10 protein-coding genes are annotated in these 17,537 nt (G+C 65.7%); 2 read left to right on the forward strand and 8 right to left on the reverse strand.

Features of this window, described 5'->3' with window-relative positions:
* Positions 1-72: 72 nt before the first annotated feature.
* From LQG66_RS12795 to aceE, 6 genes are all read right to left on the reverse strand, one after another.
* Positions 73-1,395, reverse strand: coding sequence for an NAD(P)/FAD-dependent oxidoreductase (locus LQG66_RS12795; RefSeq protein ID WP_231327769.1), 1,323 nt, complete (start codon positions 1,393-1,395; stop codon positions 73-75).
* 63 nt (positions 1,396-1,458) lie between these two features.
* Positions 1,459-3,735 (reverse strand): NADP-dependent malic enzyme, encoded by a 2,277-nt coding sequence (locus LQG66_RS12800; protein ID WP_231326575.1) that lies wholly within the window; start codon positions 3,733-3,735, stop codon positions 1,459-1,461.
* Between the two features lie 26 nt (positions 3,736-3,761).
* Positions 3,762-5,075: a dicarboxylate/amino acid:cation symporter gene (locus LQG66_RS12805; RefSeq protein WP_231326576.1), complete on the reverse strand. Its 1,314-nt coding sequence runs from the start codon at positions 5,073-5,075 to the stop codon at positions 3,762-3,764.
* A 48-nt stretch (positions 5,076-5,123) separates the two neighbouring features.
* Positions 5,124-6,878 carry a dihydrolipoyl dehydrogenase gene (gene lpdA / locus LQG66_RS12810; protein WP_231326577.1) on the reverse strand — a complete coding sequence of 585 codons (1,755 nt, stop codon included), beginning with the start codon at positions 6,876-6,878 and terminating at the stop codon, positions 5,124-5,126.
* A gap of 19 nt (positions 6,879-6,897) precedes the next feature.
* Positions 6,898-8,451 (reverse strand): dihydrolipoyllysine-residue acetyltransferase, encoded by a 1,554-nt coding sequence (locus LQG66_RS12815; RefSeq protein ID WP_231326578.1) that lies wholly within the window; start codon positions 8,449-8,451, stop codon positions 6,898-6,900.
* A 23-nt stretch (positions 8,452-8,474) separates the two neighbouring features.
* Positions 8,475-11,165, reverse strand: coding sequence for a pyruvate dehydrogenase (acetyl-transferring), homodimeric type (gene aceE, locus LQG66_RS12820; protein WP_249792954.1), 2,691 nt, complete (start codon positions 11,163-11,165; stop codon positions 8,475-8,477).
* Positions 11,166-11,878: 713 nt separating this feature from the next.
* Between aceE and LQG66_RS12825 the strand changes: the two genes are divergently transcribed.
* Both LQG66_RS12825 and LQG66_RS12830 read left to right on the forward strand, forming a co-directional pair.
* On the forward strand, positions 11,879-13,591 hold the full coding sequence (locus LQG66_RS12825; protein ID WP_231326580.1) for a jacalin-like lectin: 1,713 nt from the start codon (positions 11,879-11,881) through the stop codon (positions 13,589-13,591).
* A 298-nt stretch (positions 13,592-13,889) separates the two neighbouring features.
* On the forward strand, positions 13,890-16,400 hold the full coding sequence (locus tag LQG66_RS12830) for a spermidine synthase (protein ID WP_231327770.1): 2,511 nt from the start codon (positions 13,890-13,892) through the stop codon (positions 16,398-16,400).
* 6 nt (positions 16,401-16,406) lie between these two features.
* Here the strand turns inward: LQG66_RS12830 and LQG66_RS12835 are convergent, their stop codons facing one another.
* Together LQG66_RS12835 and LQG66_RS12840 are read right to left on the reverse strand one after the other, a co-directional pair.
* A complete protein-coding gene (locus tag LQG66_RS12835; RefSeq protein WP_231326581.1) occupies positions 16,407-17,030 on the reverse strand; it encodes a 2OG-Fe(II) oxygenase family protein in 624 nt (207 codons plus the stop codon).
* Between the two features lie 99 nt (positions 17,031-17,129).
* A complete protein-coding gene (locus LQG66_RS12840) occupies positions 17,130-17,459 on the reverse strand; it encodes a hypothetical protein (RefSeq protein WP_231326582.1) in 330 nt (109 codons plus the stop codon).
* Positions 17,460-17,537 lie beyond the last annotated feature (78 nt).

Here is a 17,537-nt window from a genome sequence, read left to right on the forward strand (position 1 = left end):
GCCGCAATGCAGCACGATCGCCATCCCCGACGGGGGCGGCGAAGCGGATGTCGGGCACGAGGCTTGCGCGCATCAGTGCAGTTTGACGTGCGGCTCGGTGCGGCGGGTGATCAGGCGCGCCAGCGTATCCAGCGTCACCTTTGCGAGGCCGTGCAGCGCGTATTCGTGCATCTTGTAGAGCGACAGATACATCAGCCGCGCGAACAGGCCTTCGAATACCAGGTTGCCGCCGACCAGCGCGCCCATCATCGAGCCGACCGTGCTGAACTCGCCGAGCGACACGAGAGAGCCGAAGTCGTGATAGCGATAGTCCTTCAGCGGCTCGCCCCTGATGAAGCGCGGAATCTGCCTGTAGAGGTGAGACGCCTGCTGATGCGCCGCCTGCGCCCGCGGCGGAACGTTGCCGCGCTCGCCCCACGCACAGGCAGAGCAGTCGCCGATCGCAAAGACGCGCGCGTCGCGCGTGGTCTGCAGGGTCTGCTTGACCACGAGCTGGTTGATGCGGTTGGTCTCCAGGCCCGCGATGTCCTTGAGGAAGTCGGGCGCCTTGACGCCCGCGGCCCAGACGATCAACTCGGCGGGAATGACGCGGCCATCGGTGAGGCTCACTTGTTGAGCCCCGACCTCGGCGACCTTGGCGCCGACCAGGACCTCGACGCCCAGCCTTGCGAGCAGCTTCTCGGTCTCGCGCGAGACCCGTTCCGGCAATGCCGGGAGCACCCTTCCCGCGGCCTCGATCAGCGTGATCTTGATGTCCTTCTCGGCATCGACCTGGTCGAGACCATAGGCCACCACTTCCCGCGTCGTGCGATGCAGCTCGGCAGCCAATTCGACGCCGGTCGCGCCGGCGCCGATGATCGCGACCTTGAGCTGGTGCGCGGCGATCGGCGACGACTGCGAATGAACGCGGATGCAGGCATTGATCATGCGCTCGTGAAAGCGCTTCGCCTCCGCCTGTGACTCCAGCTTGATCGCGTGATCGACGACCCCCGGCGTGCCGAAATCGTTGTTCTGGCTGCCGATGGCGATGACGAGCACGTCATAGGGGATGGTCCGCTGCGGCGTGACCTGGCGTCCCTCCGCATCGAGATAAGGCGCCACCAGCACCTCGCGCTTGTCGCGATCGAGGCCGATCATGTCGCCGATGCGGTAGTGAAAGCCGTGCCAATAGGCCTGGGCGAGATAGTCGACCTCGTGCGCGGAGATGTCCATGCTGCCGGCGGCGATCTCGTGCAGCTTCGGCTTCCACACATGGGTGCGGTTGCGCTCGACCAGGGTCACGTCGAGCTTGCCCTTGCGGCCGTATTTGTCGCCGAGGCGAGTCGCGAGCTCCAATCCGCCCGCACCGCCGCCGACGATCACGATTCGAGGAACACCTGACTGCGCAACGGCCATCATCAAACCTCTCCAAGCGTGGCCGCGGCACGGCGGAGTGACGCCCAAATCACTCCTGATGCATCATGTCTTCGGCACCGCCGCCCCAGCCATCGCGACTGCCGCCATGTTCACGATACGCCGCACCGTGGACGATGGGGTCAGAATATGCGCCGGCTTTGCAGCACCGAGCAGGATGCCTCCCACGGTGAGCCCCTGCCCCGCCGCCATCCTTAGCAGATTATACGAGATGTTGGCGGCGTCGCGGTTGGGCATGACCAGCACATTCGAGGGACCCTCGAAGTCCGAGTCGGGAAACTCCTGATCGAGCACCGTCTGCGACAGCGCAGCGTCGCCGCGCATCTCGCCCTCCACAACCAATGCAGGTGCGCGTTCGTGAATGATGACCCGGGCCTGGCGCATCTTCTGCGCCTCGGGCGCGGCCGAGCTGCCGAAGCTCGAATGCGACAGCAGTGCCACGCGCGGCGTGATGCCGAAGCGCCTGACCGCAGCCGCCGCCAGCAACGCGATCTCGGCGACCTGCTCGGCAGTGGGGTCGGCATTGTAGTGGGTGTCGCAGATGAACAGCTGGTGCTGCTGGAGAATCAGCATCTGCATCACCGCGAGCGTCGAGACGTCGTCCCTCGTACCGATGACGTTGCGGATTGCCGACAGATGGTCGGACGTCCGGCCGATCACGCCGCACAGCATGGCATCGCCGATGCCGCGCGCGAGCAGAAGCGAGGCGAGCACCGTGGCATTGCCCCGCGTCTCCGACAGGGCCAGTCCGGCCGAGACGCCGTCGCGCTTGCGGCGCGCATGGTACAGCTCCGCACACGCGGCATAGACCCGCTCGTCCTGCGGGTCGATGATCTCGCAATCGTCGCCCGGCCTGAGCCGCAGGCCGAACGCCTTGATCCGCTCGTCGATCGTCGAAGGCCGACCGACCAGCTGCGGCCTGGCGAGGCCTTCATCGACGATGATCTGGGCGGCGCGCAGCACGCGCTCCTCTTCCCCTTCCGCCAACAGCAGCGACTTGGCGTTCGCCTTGGCCACCGCAAAGACCGGCTGCATGGCGTTCCCGGAACGGTAGACGAACCGCGCCAGCCTCGAGCGATAGTCGGCCATGTCGGCGATCGGGCGCCGGGCGACGCCGGTGTCGGCCGCGGCCTTGGCGACGGCCGGGGCAATGACCTCGATGAGACGCGGATCGAACGGCTTGGGAATGAGATAGTCGCGGCCGAAGCGCAGCCCCTCGCCCTTGTAGGCGGCAGCGACGACCTCGGGCACTTCGGTCATCGCAAGATCCGCAAGCGCGTGCACCGTCGCGAGCTTCATCGCCTCGTTGATTGTGGTGGCACCACAGTCGAGCGCGCCCCTGAAGATGAAGGGAAAGCACAGCACGTTGTTGATCTGGTTCGGGAAGTCCGACCGTCCGGTGCCGATGATCGCATCGGGGCGGACCTCCAGCGCGTCCTGCGGCATGATTTCGGGCGTCGGATTGGCCATGGCGAAGATCAGCGGATCGCGCGCCATCCGCTTGACCATGTCGGGCTTCAGCACGTTGCCGGCCGACAGGCCGAGAAACATGTCGGCGCCTTCGATGACGTCCTCGAGCTTTCGCGCGGCTGTCGCCACGGCATAACGCGCCTTGTTGTCGTCCATGCCTTCGGCGCGTCCGGCATAGACCACACCGAACACGTCACTGACGATGATCCGCTCGCGCGGCAGCCCGAGGCTGACGATGAGATCGAGACATGCGAGCGCCGCGGCGCCCGCGCCCGAACACACGAGCTTGACCTCCGCGATGTTCTTCTTGACCAGCTTCAGCCCGTTGAGGATCGCCGCCGCCACGATGATCGCCGTGCCGTGCTGATCATCGTGGAACACCGGAATCTTCATCCGCTCGCGCAGCTTGCGCTCGATGTAGAAGCATTCCGGCGCCTTGATGTCCTCCAGGTTGATGCCGCCGAAGGTCGGCTCCATCCTGGCGATCGTCTCGATCAGTGCGTCCGGGTCAGTCTCGGCGAGCTCGATATCGAACACGTCGATGCCGGCGAACGTCTTGAACAGGCACGCCTTGCCCTCCATCACCGGCTTGCCCGCGAGTGGTCCGATATTGCCGAGGCCGAGCACGGCGGTGCCGTTGGTGACGACGGCGACGAGATTGCTGCGCGCCGTCAGCTCATCGGCCTGCGACGGGTCCTCGGCGATCACCAGGCATGGCTCGGCCACACCCGGTGAGTAGGCCAGCGCCAGGTCGCGCTGCGTCGCCATGGCCTTGGTCGGCACCACGGAGATCTTCCCCGGCGCCGGCAGGCGATGATATTCGAGTGCGGCTTCCCTCAGATCCCGATCCATCGTCGTCCTCGACTTTCCCTGCGCACTCAGCCCGTGGTGACCGCGACCTCGATATCGGCCGGATCGATGTCGCGATCGAGCGCCGCCCGCAGCTTGTCGCGGTCGAGCTCACCCTCCCACCAGGCGACAACCACGCAGGCCACGCCATTGCCGCACAGATTGGTCAGCGCACGGCACTCGCTCATGAACTTGTCGATGCCGAGCACGATCGCCATGCCGGGAACGAGCTCGGGCCTGACGGCCGCGAGCGTGCCGGCGAGCGTGATGAAGCCGGCGCCGGTGATCCCCGAGGCGCCCTTCGAGGTCAGCATCGCGACGAGGAGAATCGTGATCTGCTCGCCGAAGCTGAGATCGACGTTCATCGCTTGGGCAATGAACAGCGTCGCCAGCGTCATGTAGATGTTGGTGCCGTCGAGGTTGAACGAGTAGCCGGTGGGAACGACGAGCCCGACGACCGGCTTGGAGCAGCCAAGGCGCTCCAGCTTCTCCATCATCTGCGGCAGCGCGCTCTCGGACGACGAGGTGCCGAGCACGATCAGCAGCTCGTCCTTGATGTATTTGAGGAACTTGAAGATCGAGAACCCGGCAATGCGCGCGATGGTCCCGAGCACGACGACGACGAAGACGAGCGCGGTCAGATAGAAGGTCGCGATCAGGCCGGCGAGATTGCCGAGCGCCTGCGGCCCGTAGCGTCCGATCGTGAACGCCATCGCGCCGAACGCGCCGATCGGAGCCGCCTTCACGACGATCGCAATGACGCCGAAGATCGCGTGCGCGGCGTCGTCGATGAAGGCCCGCATCGTGTGGCCGCGTTCGCCGAGCGCCATCAGCGCGAAGCCGAACAGGATCGCGAACAGCAGCACCTGGAGAATCTCGCCTTGGGCGAAGGCGCCCACAACGGTGTCCGGAATGATGTGAAGGACGAAGTCGACCGACTTCATCTCGCTTGCCTGCTTGGCGAAGTTGGCGACGGCGGCGGCGTTGGTCTGGCCCTGGAAGCCCGCGCCGGGATGCAGCACGTTGGCGACGATCAGGCCCAGCGCCAGCGCGAAGGTCGAGACCACCTCGAAGTAGATCAGCGCCTTGACCGCGACGCGACCGACCTTCTTGACCTCGGAGATGTGGGCGATGCCGGAGACGACGGTGCAGAAGATGACCGGCGCGATCACCATCTTGATCAGCTTGACGAAGCCGTCGCCGAGCGCCTTGATCCATTCGTTCTTGGCGAACTCCGGCCAGAGCCAGCCGACGATGACGCCGAGCACGATCGCCACCAGGACCTGCACATAGAGGACACGGTAGAACGGCTTTTTCGGTGCCGCGGTGGTGGTTGCAGACATCGTATCTTCTCTCCCTGGTCTCACTCGGTCTACGTCTCGGTCGTCCGCCTATTTCCGCTTCTGCGGCGGCAGATCGGTGCAATGCCCCTCGAACACCTCGGCGGCCATGCCGATGGATTCGCCGAGCGTCGGATGTGGATGGATGGTCTTGCCGATATCAGCCGGCTCGCAGCCCATCTCGATGGCCAGGCAGATCTCGCTGATGAGATCGCCGGCATGGGTGCCGACGATGCCGCCGCCGATGATGCGGTGGGTCGTCGCGTCGAACAGCAGTTTCGTGAAACCCTCGTCACGGCCGTTGGCGATGGCCCGGCCCGAGGCGGCCCACGGAAACACCGCCTTGCCGACCTTGATGCCTTCGGCCTTGCACTGCTCCTCGGTCTTGCCGGCCCAGGCCACCTCGGGATCAGTGTACGCCACCGACGGGATCTGTCGCGCGTCAAAGTAGGATTTCTCGCCACGCGCGGCCTCGGCCGCCACATGGCCTTCGTGCACGGCCTTGTGCGCCAGCATCGGCTGGCCGACGACGTCGCCGATGGCGAAGATGTGCGCCACGTTGGTGCGCATCTGCTTGTCGACGTTGATGAAGCCGCGGTCCGTGACGGCGACGCCGGCCTTGTCGGCGCTGATCGCCTTGCCGTTCGGACTGCGGCCGACAGCCACGAGCACAAGGTCATAGAGCTGCGGCCCGGCCGGCGCCTGCGCGCCCTCGAAGCTCACCTCGATCCCGGCCTCGGTCGCCTTCGCGCCGACCGTCTTGGTCTGCAACATCACCTTGTCGAAGCGTTGCGTGTTGATCTTCTCCCAGACCTTGACCAGGTCGCGGTCAGCGCCCTGCATCAGGCCGTCGAGCATCTCGACGACATCGATGCGCGCGCCGAGCGTCGAATAGACGGTGGCCATCTCGAGGCCGATGATGCCGCCGCCGATCACCAGCATCCGCTTGGGGATCGACTTCAGCTGTAGCGCACCGGTGGAATCGACGATGCGCGGATCATCGGGCAGGAACGGCAGCTTCACGGACTGACTGCCGGCAGCGATGATCGCCTTGGCGAACCGGATCGTCGTCTTGCCACTCGCGGTCGTGACCTCCAGATGATGTGGATCGACGAAGCTGCCGACGCCGGTCACCACCTCGACCTTGCGCGCTTTGGCCATGCCAGCGAGGCCGCCTGTCAGCTTCTTGATGACGCCGTCCTTGAACGACCGCAGCTTGTCGAGGTCGATCTGCGGCGCGCCGAACGAGATGCCGTGGTCGGGAAGATGCTTGACCTCGTCGATGACGGAGGCGGTGTGCAGCAGCGCCTTGCTCGGGATGCAGCCGACATTGAGGCACACGCCGCCGAGCGTGTCGTAGCGCTCGACCAGGACGGTTTTCATACCGAGATCGGCCGCGCGGAACGCCGCGGAGTAGCCGCCGGGTCCCGCGCCGAGCACCAGCATCTCGCAGTCGATGTCCGCCTTGCCGGCGTAGGACGATGCGGCGACTGGCGCAGGCGCCGCAGCTGCAGCGGCGGCCGGCGGTGGCGACGCCGCGGCGGGCGCCGCGCTGGCCGCCGCACCTGCCGCCTCCAGACTGAGGATCACCGAACCTTCGCTGACCTTGTCGCCGGTCTTGATCCGGATCTCCTTGACGGTGCCGGCATGCGACGACGGGATCTCCATCGAGGCCTTGTCGGACTCGACGATGATGAGACTGGTATCGACGGCGACCGTCTCGCCCGGCTTCACCAGCACCTCGATGACGGCTACGTCCTTGAAGTCGCCGATATCAGGGACCTTGACGTCGATCAGCTCAGCCATGCCGTTCTCTCCTTCGATGTCAGAACAGCACGCGCCGGAGATCGGCGAGCACGTTGGCGAAATGAACGTTGAAGCGCGCCGCGGCGGCGCCGTCGATGACGCGATGGTCCCAGGACAGCGACAGCGGCAAAGTCAGGCGCGAGCTCCAGGTCTTGCCATCGGCCGAATGCTGCTTCCAGTAGCCCTTGCAGACGCCCAGGATCGCCACTTCAGGCGCGTTGATGATCGGCGTGAAATAGATGCCGCCGATGCCGCCGAGCGAGGAGATCGAGAAGGTGCCGCCCTGCATCTGATCAGGCTTGATCTTGCCTTCGCGCGCGAGCTTGGCGAGGTCGTTCATCTCCTTGGCGATCTCGGGGATCGACTTCTTGTCGGCGTCGCGGATCACCGGCACCATCAGGCCGTTGGGCGTGTCGGCGGCGAAGCCGATGTGCCAGTAGTTCTTGTAGACCAGCGTATCGCCGTCGAGGCTGGCGTTGAACTCAGGGAACTTCTTCAGGGTGGCCACCGCCGCCTTCACCATGAACGGCAGCAGCGAGAGCTTGACACCGCTCTTCTCCAGCTCCTTGTTCATCGTCACGCGGAACTGCTCAAGGTCGGTGATATCGGCCTCGTCATGGGTGGTGACGTGCGGAATGACCACCCAGTTGCGATGCAGATTAGCCGCCGAGATCTTCTTGATGCGGCCGAGCTCCTTGCGCTCGATCGGACCGTACTTGGCGAAATCGACCTTCGGCCACGGCAAGAGATCAAGGCCAGCACCTCCGCCTGCGCTGGTGGAAGCAGCCTGCGGCTTGGCCGGCGCGGCGCCTCCTTTGGCAAAGGCCTCGACGTCCTCACGCAGGATGCGGCCGTGGTTGCCCGTCCCCTTCACCTTGCCGATGTCGACACCGAGCTCTCGGGCGAGCTTGCGGACCGCAGGCCCGGCATAGGCGAGCGCGAAAGCGGCATCGTCGACCGCGCCTGCCGTCGGCGCCGCGGCAAGAGGTGCCGGCGCGGCCACCGCCGGCGTGCTCGCCGCGGCAGGCGTCTCACCTGTTGCCAGCACCAGGATGATCGCGCCCTCACTGACCTTGTCGCCAATCTTGAGCTTGATCTCGCCGACGGTGCCGGACAGCGGTGCGGGCACCTCCATCGTCGCCTTGTCGGACTCGAGCGCGATCAGCGGATCCTCCGCCTTCACCGTATCACCCGGCTTGACGAAGATCTCGATGACCGGAACGTCCTTGAAGTCGCCGATGTCGGGCACGCGCACCTCGGCACGACCGGCCGGCGCGTTCACGGGCGACGGCGGCGCGCTGACCACGGGGCGCGCCTCGGCCTGCGCAGCGCCGGCGTCCTCGAACTGCACGACGACGGTGCCTTCGCTCACCTTGTCGCCGACCTCGACGACGACCGCCTTCACAACGCCCTCGCGCGGCGAGGGAACTTCCATCGTCGCCTTGTCGGACTCCAGCGCAATCAGCGGGTCCTCGGCTTTCACCCGGTCCCCGGGCTTGACGAAGATCTCGATCACCGGAACGTCCTTGAAGTCGCCGATGTCGGGAACCTTGATGTCGATCACACCAGTCATCGCTTTGTCCTCGGCTGGCTGCGTCACAGGGTCCAGGGCGCAGCGCACCCGGTGTCGATCTGATATTTCGCGATCGCTTCCGCGACGATCCCCGGCTTGATGCGGCCGTCGTCGGCGAGCGCCTTGAGCGCCGCGACCGCAACGTAGTGGCGGTCGACCTCGAAGAAGCGCCGCAGCTTGACGCGATAGTCGCTGCGACCGAAGCCGTCGGTGCCCAGCACCACGTAGCGCCGGCCGGCGGCGTGGACGTATTCGCGGATCTGGTCGGGGTAGTTGCGCATGTAGTCCGTGGACGCGATGACCGGGCCTGCATGGCCATCGAGCTGCGCTTCCACCCAGCTCTTGCGGCGCGGCTCGGTCGGATGCAGCAGGTTCCAGCGCTCGGCCGCCATGCCGTCGCGGCGCAATTCGTTGAAGCTGGTCGCGCTCCAGATGTCCGCCGTGACGCCAAACTCCGTCTTGAGCAGATCGGCGGCGGCGATCACCTCACGCAGGATCGTACCGGAGCCCATCAGCTGGACGCGCGGCCCCTCGGCCTTCGCCTCGCCACCGCTCTTGAGGAGATACAATCCCTTGAGAATGCCTTCCTCTGCCCCCTCGCCGGCCTCCGCCAGCGCGGGATGGGAATAGTTCTCGTTCATCAGCGTGACGTAGTAGTAAACATCCTCCTGCGCCTCGTACATCCGGCGCATGCCTTCACGGATGATGGTCACGACCTCATAGGCGAAGGTCGGATCGTAGGACACACAGTTCGGAATCGTCGCCGCGAGGATGTGGCTGTGGCCGTCCTCGTGCTGCAGCCCTTCGCCGTTGAGCGTAGTGCGCCCCGCGGTGCCGCCGAGCAGGAAGCCGCGTGCGCGCATGTCGCCGGCGAGCCAGGCGAGATCGCCGACGCGCTGCAGCCCGAACATCGAATAGTAGATGTAGAACGGGATCATCGGCACGTTGTTCGTGCTGTAGGACGTGGCCGCGACGATCCAGCTCGACATCGCGCCGCCTTCGTTGATGCCTTCCTGAAAGACCTGTCCGCTCTTGTCCTCGCGGTAGTACATCAGCTGATCGGCGTCCTGCGGCCGGTAAAGCTGGCCCACCGACGAATAGATGCCGAGTTGGCGGAACATGCCTTCCATGCCGAAGGTGCGGGATTCGTCGGGCACGATCGGTACGATGTGCCTGCCGATCGCCTTGTCACGCACGAGACTCCCGAGCATCTGCACGAATGCCATCGTGGTCGAGATTTCACGATCGCCGGTAGACTCGAGCAGACGCTGGAAAGCCGAGAGCGTCGGGATTTGCAGAGAGGCGGACTTGCGCCGGCGCTGCGGCAGGCTGCCGCCGAGCTTTTCGCGCTGCGCACGGAAATACTGCATCTCCGGGCTATCTTCCGGCAAGCGGATGAAAGGCACCTTCGTGAGGTCCTCGTCGGCGATCGGCACCTGAAAGCGATCGCGGAAGCCGCGCAGCGCATCCTGCGTCATCTTCTTCGCTTGATGCGCGATCATCTGGCCTTCGCCGGACTCGCCCATGCCGTAACCCTTGACGGTCTTCGGCAGGATGACCGTCGGCTGGCCCGTGTGATTCACCGCGGCGGTGTAGGCCGCAAAGACCTTCTCGGGGTCGTGGCCGCCGCGTGCCAGCTTCCAGATCTCGTCGTCGCTCATGTCGGCGACGAGCTGCTTCAGCTCCTCGTACTTGCCGAAGAAATGCTCGCGGATATAGGCGCCGCTCTTGCTCTTGAAGTCCTGATACTCGCCGTCGACGCATTCCTCCATGCGCTTCAGCAGCAGGCCACTTTTGTCCTTCTCGAGCAGGCGGTCCCAGCCCGAGCCCCACAGCACCTTGATGACGTTCCAGCCGGCGCCGCGGAATACGCTTTCCAGCTCCTGGACGATCTTGCCATTGCCGCGCACGGGACCGTCGAGCCGCTGCAGATTGCAGTTGATGACGAAGATCAAGTTGTCGAGCTTCTCGCGGCCGGCGAGCGAAATCGCGCCGAGCGATTCCGGCTCGTCGGTTTCACCGTCGCCCATGAAGGCCCACACCTTGCGGTTCGCCGTTTCAGCCAGACTGCGGTTCTGGAGATATTTCAGGAAGCGCGCCTGATAGATCGCCAGCAGGGGCCCGAGGCCCATCGATACGGTCGGGAATTGCCAGAAGTCCGGCATCAACCAGGGATGCGGGTAGCTCGACAGACCCTTACCGCCGGTCTCCTGGCGGAAGCTGAGCAGTTGCTCCTCGCTGAGCCGCCCCTCGAGAAAGGCGCGCGCGTAGATGCCGGGCGAGCTGTGGCCCTGCACGAGGATCAGATCGCCGCCATGACTCTCGGTCGGCGCATGCCAGAAATGGCCGAAGCCGATGTCGTAGAGCGTGGCTGCCGACTGGAAGCTCGCGATGTGGCCGCCGAGCTCCGAGCTCTCCTTGTTGGCCCGCAACACGATCGCGAGCGCATTCCAGCGGATGATCGAGCGCAGCCTGTGCTCCATCGCGCGATCGCCCGGGAGCGCCGGTTGCTGATGCAGCGGGATCGTGTTGCAATACGGCGTCGTCAGCGACTGGTTGATCCGGAGGCCTTCGCGGCGGGCCGCCTCGAGCACGGCGCCGACGATGAACTGGGCGCGCGCGTCGCCGCGATGGCCCTTCACCGCCGCCAGGGCATCGAGCCATTCGCGGGTTTCCTGCGGATCCAGGTCGTTCGAGTCCGCACCTGTCATCATCATCTCCACTGCATGCCGGGCCGAAGTCACACGTCGGAAGGCACTGCCGCCCCGGTTCGCGCGGGCGCAATGCTGCACAGGCGAGATCGCCTGGTCGCTGGTCTCAGATGAAGGATGGGCTGCTGCGGGCTGGCATCCGGACGTCCCCTCGCGTTGATTGTTCTGGAGCTAGCGCTCGTTTGGCAACATCTTTAGCAGCATTCGTGCCAGCCGAGTGGGCGAATTGAGCTGAACCCGCATGTTCTTCAGTTTGCTACCATTTGCCAACCATCACGAGCGCCCGCCGATGGACCGGCCAGCCCCCTGTCTGGACTTTCGGAAAACCGCCTCCATGAGCGCCCGAAAGATCGGACTGGCAGGCAAGCGCGGCCACGTGATCCAAGCGGCTGGCTATGTCCTGGAATGCCCTGCCATAGCCTCGGCAGCTTGACGACGAATTCCAAACGAGGAGCCGGCATCGATGGAGCCCCTTGCGAGCATATCGGGCCAACGACTCACATCGGGCTTTTCGAGAGCCATCCGTGAAGGCGCTCTGACTGTCTGCTCCTCGGAGCCAGCCGCCGGACATTCGACCGGCCCCGAGACACAATCCTTGATTGTATATTCCAGCGGAACATCGCGCGCGCAAAACATCTATCAATCTGTCATCACGACGACAACCAGCCGATGCTATCGCGCCGCCTCTTTCCAACATGATCGAGGGGGATCGACCAATGACACTTCGCTCTCTGGCGGGCGCAATCGCGCTTGGATGCGCCGGGCTGCTCGCCAGCCCGCTGCATGCAGCCAACGGAACGTTCAATACGCTGAGCTACAACGTCGCGGAGACGCCGACGGCCTATAATGGCGGAAGCAACGCGCATTCGCGTGTCATCAGCTGCTATCTGCGCCAATTCGGCATCGCCAACGTGCAGGAGGATTTTCTCTGGCACGCCGCGCTCTACGACACCTGCGACAACCACCCCTACCGGACGCCGACGTCGGGCACCGCGGGCATCGGCGACGGCCTCAACACGCTGAGCACCTATTGGTTCGACGATCTCGATCGCGTCACCTGGACGCAACGCGCCGATTCCGATGCGCTGACGCCGAAGGGCTTTTCGCTGGTCCGCACCCGGCTGGCCGAAGGCGTCTACCTCGACTTCTACAATCTTCACGCGCAATCCGGCACGTCGTCGACCGACCTCGCCGACAGCGAATCCGACGTCGCGCAGATCCTGAGCTACATCGAGGCGAACTCGGCCGGCAATGCGGTCATGGTCATGGGCGACACCAACACGCGCTACACCCGGGCCGGCCAGAACATGTGGGAATTCCTGCACCACGGCTTCAGCGACGCCTGGATCGAAGCCGTTCGCGGCGGCGCCGTGCCTCCGATCGGCGATGCTCTCGTCTGCGGCAGCGTGCAGACGGCGCGGCCGGATTGCGAGATCGTCGACAAGGTGCTGTGGCGCAACAACGGCTTTCTCAACCTGCAGGCGACATCCTATGTCGACCGTCAGGATGCGCTCGACCCGACCGGCGCGCAGCTCTCCGATCATCATCCGATCGAGGTCGACTGGAGTTTCTCCACTGCGGCCAATCGCAGAATGAGCGATCAGTTCGGCGGCCCGCACGGCACGAGCTACAACGACGTGTCCGCGCTGCCCGCCAATCCGGTGGTCAGCAAGCTGACGATCCGCACCGGGAACCGGGTCGACCAGGTCGAGCTCACGCTGTCCAATGGCTACGTGTTCAGCCATGGCGGCAGCGGCGGCACGGCGCAGAGCCTGCCGCTCGGCGGCGGCGAATATCTCACCTCAGTCAGTCTGTGCAGCGCCGAATATCAGGGTCATACGCGCATCTTCTCGATCGCGTTCAGCACCAGCGCGGGCCGCACCCTGTCGGGGGGCGCGACGACATCGAGCTGCACCAGCTATGCCGCCCCGAGCGGCTGGCAGATCGCGGGCTTCCATGGCCGGTCCGGTGACGAGATGGACAAGCTCGGCGTCGTCTACGCGCCGGTCTCCACCACGGCTGCACCCGCGCGGCAGCCGGTCCGCATCGTCAACCGCACCTCTGCTTTGTGCATGGACGTCAATGGCGGCACCATGGCCGACGGCACGGCCGTGATCCAGTGGTACTGCAACGGCAGCGCCAACCAGACCTGGAGCTATGACGACGCGAGCGGCATGATCCGCAGCATGCAGGACCCGCACTACTGCCTCGACAACAACGGCACTTACGGCGACGGCGCGCAGCTGATCATCTGGACCTGCACCGGCAACAACAACCAGCGCTTCCGCTACGATGCGACCGCCGGCACGATCGCGCTGCGCAGCTATGCCGTCGAGGTCGTGAGCCAGAACGGCACCTCGGTCGGCAACCAGTTGCTGACCTCGACGGGCTCGGCCGCAGGCTCGCAGTTGTGGTCGCTGACGCCCTGATCCGGTAACGCCCCTACCGATGGCCCGGCGCCCGCTTGTCGCCCGGGCCATCTCGATATCGGAGCTCTCCATCGCGCATCGGGGCGGCTGTCAAACCGCCGTCACGAAACGCAAACAGAAAGGTGACGACCGCACGACACAAAGCAAGCCGCTTTCGATGATGGATCCCCGAGATCCGGGTAACTGGGCCTTGACCGAGACACACCATACCGCCCTGCCCGACACTGATCTGGTCGGAACCACGCATGCGACCTGGCCGGCCTCGGTCAAAGAAGGGCGGGCTGCACGGCTCTGGGCCATGAAGGCGCTCATCGCCGCCTCCGGCCTCGCCGGGCTCGGCTACGAGATCGTCTGGACGCGCCAGCTCGCTCTCGCGCTGGGGACGGAGATGATGGCCGTGGTCGGCGCCATCGCCGGCTTCTTCGCTGGGTTGGCGCTCGGGGCGTTCATGCTGGACGCCCGCATTCGCCACGCCGCCAAGCCGCACCAGATCTACGCGGTTCTCGAAGCAGTCATCGGACTCTGGGGGCTCTGTGCGATCTGGCTGCTGCCGGCGAGCGCACGCGCGCTGGCGCCGCTGCTGGGGACGGCGCCCTCGCCGGTCCTGCTGTGGAGCGCGAGCTTCCTGCTTCCCACGCTGGTGCTGTTGCCGGCCACGGTCGCGATGGGCGGCACGCTGACCGCACTGGAGCGGATGATGGCCGCGGTGCAGGGCGACGGACCGGTCAGCGCCGGCGTCTATGGCGCCAACACCGCCGGCGCCGTCGCCGGCGCGCTGCTGTCGACCTTCGTGCTGATCCCGACGCTCGGCTTCGCGACGACGCTGCTGTGCCTCGCCGCCGTCAATGGGACATGCGCGCTCATCGCACTTCGCCTCGGCCGGCCGGTACACGTCAAACTGCACGAGACCCACAAGCGCGTGCGTGGGGTCCCTGACATCCGCCTGACTGCGACCCTGTTCGTCACCGGTCTGCTTGGCATTGCATTCGAGGTGCTGGTGGTGCGCCTCGCGGCGCAGATGATGCAGGACACCGTCTACAGCTTCGCCTGTCTTCTGGCGGCCTATCTGCTGGGGACCGCGGCCGGTGGCATCGTCTGGCAACGCATCGGGCGGACGGCGATGTTCGGCAGGACGGCGCTGATCAGCAGCGCCGCACTCGCGTGTCTGGGCACCGCCCTGTTGGCCCCCTTCCTCACCGGTCTGGCGGATCACGCCGCGAGCCTCGGCGTCGCTGGCGAGCTCGGGCTCGCGCTGCTGCTCTTTCTGCTGCCCTCTGTGGCGATGGGTGCGCTGTTCGGCCAACTGATGCAGGACGTCCGCGACATCAGTGGCTCGGTCGGCTGGGCCGTCGGCATCAACAGCCTCGGCGCGGCCGTCGCGCCGTTGGTCGCGGCGCATCTTCTGATTCCGACGCTTGGCACCTGGAAGGCCCTGGTCGTCGTCGCGCTCGGATATCTCCTGCTGCTGCAGCCGCGTCGTGCGGTGCTGGTCCGAGCGGCCGTGCCGGCCCTGCTGGGCCTCGTGCTGCTGTGGATTTCCGCCCCCACGCCGGTGAAGGTGCCGCCCGGCGGCAAGCTGCTGGCGCTGCGCGAGGGGCCGATGGCCACCGCGAGCGTGGTCGACGATGCGTCCGGCGCCCGCTACCTCGAAGTGAATGGTCACTTTCGCATGGGCGGCACCAGCTCGGTGCGGTCCGATTTTCGCCAGGCCATGCTGCCGCTGTTGCTGCATCCGGCGCCGCGCAGCGCCCTCTTCCTGGGTGTGGGGACCGGGGCGACCGTGCTTGGCGGCGCGCAGATGCCGGATCTGACGGTGCGGGCGGTCGAACTGTCGTCCGAGGTCGTGGCGCTGCTGCCCTGGTTCGACACCCCGGCGGCACAACACGAGATGCCACCGATCTCCATTGCCGACGCGAGGCGCTTCATCGTCGCGGATGACGGACGCTACGACGTCATCGTCGCCGACCTGTTTCATCCGGCGCTGGACGGCAGCGGCGCACTCTACACCACCGAGCATTTCGATGCGGTCAGGCAGCGGCTCGCTGCGGACGGCGTGTTCTGCCAATGGTTGCCGCTCTATCAGCTCGACGCGCCATCGCTGCGCGCCATTGTCAGAAGCTTCCTCGCGATCTTTCCCGACGGCTCCGCCTGGCTGAACCATTACAGCGTGCGCACGCCGATGCTCGCCCTGATCGGATCACGCGCCTCGCATCATGTCGATCCCGAACGGCTCGGCCCCCGGTTGTCGGAGCCGCGGCTTCGTCCGATCCTTCACCCTCTCGCCCTGGACCAGCCGATCGACCTACTCGGCCAGTATGTGGCCGGCGCAAAATCGCTTGCGCGCTTCGCCGGTCCGGGACCGCGCAACAGCGACGATTTTCCGTTCGTCACCTTCGACGCCAGACGCAATGTCCGCGCGCTCTCGGCGCCGCCGTGGGAGCTGCTCTTGACCGTCATCGGGCAGGCAAAGACCGATGCGACCGAACTGATCGATCCATCGCAGCGCGCGGCGTGGGACGAGCGTCTCGGCGCGTACTGGCAGGCGCGCAACCGCTTCCTTCAAGCCGGCGCGGCACTGACCGGCGACCCACGCGGGTCGGCGCTCATCGCGGCCGCAGCACCTGGCCTGCTGGACTCGGTCCGCCTCAGCGCCGAGTTCGAGCCGGCCTACGTCCCCCTCATGAGCATGGCGCGATCGCTGCTGGCGTCGGACCGCCGGGCCGCCGAAGGCCTGCTTCGCGCCATCGACGACGCCGCGCCGTCCCGGGGCGAGGCACGTGATCTGCTGTCGCGCGAATTCGGTCAGTGAGCCGGGTCAGGAGGAGAAATTGACGCGGTAGCCCCAGCAGTCGAGATGGTCCGGGATCGCGTTGAAGGCGATGGTGATGCGCTGGTCGCCCTGGTTGCGCGGCACCTCATGATAGAGATAGCTCGGAAACAGCACGAGGTCCCCCGGCTCGGCCTGGGGCAGGACATACTTGCCCGCATTGTAGGGGCCCATGGCTGCCTCTCGCGTGTGATGGCGGAACGAGAAATCAGAACCGCCGGGCGGACGCACGAACACGGTGCGGCTGCCGGGATGCGAGGGCGTCAGATAGAAGATGCCGGAGACGAAGCTGTTGGCATGGGCATGCAGGGTCTGGTTGCCGCCAGTCTCCAGCATGTTGGTCCACATCTCCTTCACGGTCCAGCGCAGCTTCTCGCCGAACAGCAGCTCGCCGAAATCGACCAGCTTGGGCACCGCCAGCTCGGCAATGGCCTGGAACAGGTTGTTGCTGCTGGGATCGGCGACCGCGGTGTGGAACAGCTGTCCGGACCGCAGGTTGCTTTCGATCTTCGAACTGCGGATCGCGGCCACCGCCGCGTCCTTCAGCTCGGGACTCAACAGGCCCGGAGAACGCAACAGAGGAATCGGAAAAAGCGGTTCGATCTGGTCCATGTCTCAACGCCCTGCACTCATCGCAATCGCGGCCACACTGTGCGCAGTTGCATGACAGACGAATGACGGGGCACGCCGCAGGCGCTGCGAGTCCAACCGTCAGCGTGACGGCACTTCGTGCGCCCCGAGGATGTCGAGCCGCTCGCCCGGCTTCAGGCTGTGGTGGCGCTCGCGCAATTCGAGCTTCGCACTCTCGACCTTCTCGAGACAATCGTCGAACTCGCCATTGCCGGCCTCGACCAGCGCCTGCTGGATGTCGCGCTCGGCGAAGTAGCGCGACACGTCGTCGGCCGGCAGGGTCGCCGCTTGCGCGCGCGCCTCCGCAACCGCTGCATCGCAGGTTTCGCGGGTCGGCTCCTGTTCGTGTGCCGACGCCAAGTCGGCCGCGAGCGTGAGGCAGGCGAAGATCAGCGTCAACAGGCGAAACATGGGATGGATGGGCCCGAGGCAGGATGTGTCCGAAAGCAAGAAGCGCCGGTTCGCAAACCGACGCTGATGATGATGGGT

Source organism: Bradyrhizobium ontarionense, assembly GCF_021088345.1.
GTDB lineage: Bacteria > Pseudomonadota > Alphaproteobacteria > Rhizobiales > Xanthobacteraceae > Bradyrhizobium > Bradyrhizobium ontarionense.